The sequence below is a fragment of the Steroidobacter sp. genome (assembly GCF_016790065.1).
Lineage (GTDB): Bacteria > Pseudomonadota > Gammaproteobacteria > Steroidobacterales > Steroidobacteraceae > Steroidobacter.
The window spans coordinates 1-4,387 of the sequence record NZ_JAEUPY010000265.1 but is presented as its reverse complement, the minus strand read 5'-3'; the positions used below and the strand labels follow the sequence as shown (position 1 = coordinate 4,387).

The 4,387-nt window shown below is 61.5% G+C and carries 4 protein-coding genes and 1 pseudogene; 4 read left to right on the top strand and 1 reads right to left on the bottom strand.

Annotated elements, in window-relative coordinates; genetic code table 11:
• Positions 1-246: pseudogene (locus JNL55_RS11600) on the bottom strand (DUF1611 domain-containing protein); the annotation flags it as partial.
• 148 nt (positions 247-394) lie between these two features.
• On the opposite strand from JNL55_RS11600, the gene JNL55_RS11595 reads away from it, so the two are divergent.
• From JNL55_RS11595 to JNL55_RS11580, 4 genes are all read left to right on the top strand, one after another.
• Positions 395-1,999, top strand: a complete 1,605-nt coding sequence (locus JNL55_RS11595) for an N-acyl-D-amino-acid deacylase family protein (RefSeq protein ID WP_293852985.1) — start codon at positions 395-397, stop codon at positions 1,997-1,999.
• 157 nt (positions 2,000-2,156) lie between these two features.
• The gene (locus JNL55_RS11590) at positions 2,157-3,287 is read left to right on the top strand and encodes a TauD/TfdA family dioxygenase (protein WP_293852984.1); all 1,131 of its coding nucleotides are present in this window, start codon (positions 2,157-2,159) and stop codon (positions 3,285-3,287) included.
• Positions 3,287-4,105 carry an AraC family transcriptional regulator gene (locus JNL55_RS11585; protein WP_293852983.1) on the top strand — a complete coding sequence of 273 codons (819 nt, stop codon included), beginning with the start codon at positions 3,287-3,289 and terminating at the stop codon, positions 4,103-4,105. The genes JNL55_RS11590 and JNL55_RS11585 overlap by 1 nt, the downstream gene beginning before the upstream one ends.
• Positions 4,098-4,387 (top strand): amino acid permease (locus JNL55_RS11580; protein WP_293852982.1); only part of this gene is annotated, 290 nt, incomplete at its 3' end. The genes JNL55_RS11585 and JNL55_RS11580, both read left to right, overlap by 8 nt.

Below are 4,387 nucleotides of genomic sequence, written 5' to 3'. Positions count from 1 at the left end.
GGCGAAGCGACCGCCGAGCGGCGCGACGCCGATGAGCATCGAGGCGGCGCCGGCTTGTGCGGCTGCTTCGGGCGTCATGTGTGGCAGGCCCAAGTCGACTTTGCTTCCCGGCAAGCCGAATTGAGCGATGCATGCTTCGGGGGCCCAGTCGCGCACGCCGTAGGCGGTCTTGGCGTAGGGTGCGCTGGTCGAGTCGCCGACGAACACTAGATAGGGTTTACGAAGTTCCAAAGTCGATAGGCTCATGAGCAGGATCCGGCGAGAGTCGATGCAGCCATCATAGCCACGCCTTGCCGACGCCAGCGTGGGGCGCATGGCGGTCTGTCGCAAATGCGATATCGATTGACTGCATGTGACAAGCTCGGCCCGCGAATGGACTGCGAAGCTCGCGCCGATGAAGCGAAATAAACGACAGCTTTGGCTGCTGGCGATATGCACTGCCTTGACGCAACTGATCGCACCGACTGCATCGAGTCAGGGCGAAGTCTCCAAGTACGATGTGTTGATTCGTGGGGCGCGGGTGCTCGATGGCACCGGCACGCCGTGGTTCTACGCGGATGTTGCGATCAAGGGTGACCGAATCGCCGCGGTCGGAAAACTCACCGATGCGTCGGCGACTCGAACCATCGATGCCACTGGAAAGTATTTGGCGCCGGGCTTCATCGATGCTCACTCCCATGCGTGGCCCGCGCTCGGCGAGCCCAAGTACGCTGCCGCGGAGCCGTTGCTTACCCAAGGCATCACCACGGTTGCGATCAATCCCGACGGCGGTGGGCCGACGGACCTGCGACAACAGCGTGTAGCAATTGAAGCGGCACGACCGGGCGTCAATGTCGCAATGCTGGTACCTCACAACAACGTCCGGGTTGATGTGCTTGGCTACGAGAATCGAGCGCCGACTGCAGCTGAGCTGTCGCGCATGCAAGCGTTGGTTCGGCGAGGGATGGAGGAGGGCGCGTACGGGTTGTCCGCGGGGCCGTTCTACACGCCTGGCAACTTCTCCAAGACCGAAGAGCACATCGAACTCGCCAAAGTAGCCGCGGAGTTCGACGGCATCTACACCAGCCATATTCGCGATGAGAGTCGATACAACATCGGTTTGGTCGCAGCCGTCGAGGAAGTCATCACGATCGCTCGCGAGGCCAGGCTTCCAGGCATCGTCACGCATATCAAGGCAAGTACGCCGGCGTGTTGGGGCATGTCGGCGGAAGTGATTCAGCACATCACCGCTGCGCGTGCCGCAGGCATTGAAGTGTTGGCCGATCACTATCCTTACGAAGCATCGGCGACGTCGCTGGCGTCGCTACTCGTGCCGGCTTGGGCGCGCGAAGGCGGCAACGAGGGGTTCCAGAAACGGTTGCGCGACAAGGCGCAACGCGCACGGATTCGTGCCGAGATGGCGGAGAACTTGGAACGACGCGGTGGCGCCGGGTTGCTGTTAGTGAGTGCCTACGCGCCAGATAAATCCATCGAAGGCTTGCGGCTCGACGCCATCGCGAAACAGCGCGGTCGTGATGCGGTGGACACGGCACTCGAGCTGATCTCCGAGGGATCGGTGGATGTGTTCTCCTTCACCATGAGCGATCAGGATCTGCGTGCGTTCATGGCGCAGCCGTGGACCATGACGTCTACGGACGGTGAACTCATGGGCGAGGACGATGGCATTCCCCATCCGCGCGCTTATGGCACGTTTCCTCGAAAGTTGCGCCGCTATGTATTCGACGAATCCGTGCTGACCTTGGAGCAGGCCGTGCACTCCATGACAGGTCTCACAGCGACGACGCTGCGTCTGCGTGAGCGCGGTGAAATTCGGCCGGGTGCGCATGCCGATCTGGTGGTGTTCGATCCGGCGATCCGCGACCACGCCAGTTACGAGCATCCCAAGCAGCTCTCGAGCGGCATGAGTTACGTCATCGTCAATGGCGAACTGGCGATCGACGCCGGCCGGCTGACGCCGACGCGGGTGGGCCGCGTGCTGTCCAAGCGGGCGGGGAACTAAAGCAGGCGGCCATTCTGTCGCAATCGCGCAGATACATGGCCACATCGCAAAACGACGACAGCGAGCGCCTTCGCCACCATTGATACCGAACAACGGAGCGCGCAACGGGTCGGCTAGCGAAGTGCTACAGCCGCGCGACTCCAGCACGAGGACTGTCATGTCGGTTGAGAATCTGGGTACGCGGGTGCGCATTTCGTGGAGCGATGGAGTGACGCACGACTTCCATCCGTTTTGGTTGCGGGAGAGCAGCGTCGATCCGCAATTTCGGGATCCCAAGACCGGTCACAAGTTGCTGGACGCGGAGGACATCCCGCTCGACGTGAAAGTGACCGAGATCACCCAGCGTGACGGCACGCTCGACCTGCAGTTCAGCGACGGCCACAGCAGCAGCTACTCGCTCGACAAGCTGCACCAAGCCGCTGTTCATCCGCGCACCGACGAACTGATCGGCAAGAAGATTCTGTGGGACGGCAGCTTCTCGCCGTCATGGTACGAGCAGTCGGAGTTGGAATCGCAGCCGGCCAAGTTGCTGGCTCTGCTCAACGACATCGCTTCGCTCGGGTTCGCGCTGGTGCGAGGTATCCCGGCCGAGCTCAACGGCATGGCGCGGTTCATCGATCAGCTCGGCTACATGCGCATCACCAACAACGGCGGCATCGAGGACATCAAGGCGTTGCCGAGTGCCAAGGTGTATGACTTGAGCATGACGCCGCGAGCGCTGGAGCCGCACTGTGATAACCCTTATCGAGTGCCGCAGCCTGGCTACACGCTGCTTCATTGCATTCGTAACGATGCCCAAGGAGGCGAGTCGGCGCTGATCGACGGCTTGTACGTTGCGGATCGCATCCGTCGCGACCGGCCGGATTTGTTCGAAGCGCTCTCGACGGTGCCTATCGTGTTCCGCTACGCCGACGATCAGGCCATCCTCGAGCACACCTGTCCGTTCCTCGACGTGACGGAGGATGGCACGGTGACTCATGCGCGCTTCCATGGCCGCTGCGATCAGGTCACGGCGACCGATCCGGCCGTGCTGTCGAAGTTTTACGAAGCGCGTCGGATGTATTCGAAGATCATCATGTCCGATGCCGCGCAACTGCAGTTCAAGCTGCAGCCGGGCGAGATGTTCATGGTGGACAATTATCGACTGTTCCATGCCCGTCGCGGTTTCCGGCTCGATAGCGGCATCCGTCACATGCAGCAGGCGTACATCGATCGTGACGTGGTCTCCAGCCGGCAAAAGACGCTGTTGCGCGACATCAACGCCAAGCCTTGGAAGTCCCGCATCTGATGGCGTCCGCGTTCATGGCGCGCTACTCGCCCAAGGTGCCGACCATCCATTTGGATGAGTTGGAGGCGAAGCCACAGACCATTGTGGCCTTCGCTAGAGAGTATCCGAGTTGCCATCTGGTCGAGTTGCATCGCCATGAACGCGCGCAATTGATCTACGCGACACAAGGCGTCATGCGTGTCGATACCCCGGTGGGTATTTGGGTGGTGCCGCCGATGCGGGCCATCTGGGTGCCGCCGGGCATAGATCATGAGATTCGGGCGTCCAGCACGCTGCAGCTCAGAACGCTGTTCGTGCGCTGGCCGTTACAGCGCTCGCTGCCGGATGAGTGCTGCGTGATCGAAGTGTCGTCGCTGCTGCGAGAATTGATTCTGCGCTTGGTGACGCTCGGTGCATCTCGCGAGCTGCCGGGCGACACCGGCCCGATGATCGAAGTGATCTTCGAGGAAATGCGTCGCGTGAAGGTGTTACCGATGCACGTGCCACTGCCGGTCGATGCGCGTGCCAAGAAAGTTTGCTATGGCATCTTGGACAACCCCGCCGATACACGCACCAGCGCACAGTGGGGCAAGTCAGTAGGCGCGAGTTCGCGAACGTTGGAACGTTTGTTCAAGGGCGAGGCGCGCACGAGTTTTCGAGAGTGGCGCCAGCAAGTGCGGCTGCTCGCGGCGCTACAACGATTGGCGGAGTACACGCCGATCTCAGTGGTGGCGGCGGATCTCGGCTACAGCAGCGCCAGCGCATTCACCGCGATGTTTAAACGTACGCTAGGTTGCCCGCCCCGCGATTTCTTCCCGCAGGAGATGGTCCATGAGTAATTCCGGACCATCGCTGCTGCGAGGCCTGGGGCGTTGGGATCTGGTGGCGCTGATCATCAATGTGGTGATCGGTGCTGGCATTCTCGGCTTGCCCGCCAAGAGCTTCGCCCTGATCGGCACCTACAGTATCGCTGGGTGGGTGTTGTGCGCGTTCATCATGGGATTGATCGCGGCGGGCTTCGCCGAAGTCGGCAGCCGCTTCTCGCAAACCGGCGGGCCGTATCTGTATGCGCACGAAGCGTTCGGACCACGCACCGGTTTTCTGGTGGGCTGGCTGTCGTG

Coding starts and splice junctions, on each gene's coding strand:
- JNL55_RS11590 (WP_293852984.1), top strand. CDS start 2,157: ATGTCGGTTGAGAATCTGGGTACGCGGGTGCGCATTTCGTGGAGCGAT.
- JNL55_RS11585 (WP_293852983.1), top strand. CDS start 3,287: ATGGCGTCCGCGTTCATGGCGCGCTACTCGCCCAAGGTGCCGACCATC.
- JNL55_RS11595 (WP_293852985.1), top strand. CDS start 395: ATGAAGCGAAATAAACGACAGCTTTGGCTGCTGGCGATATGCACTGCC.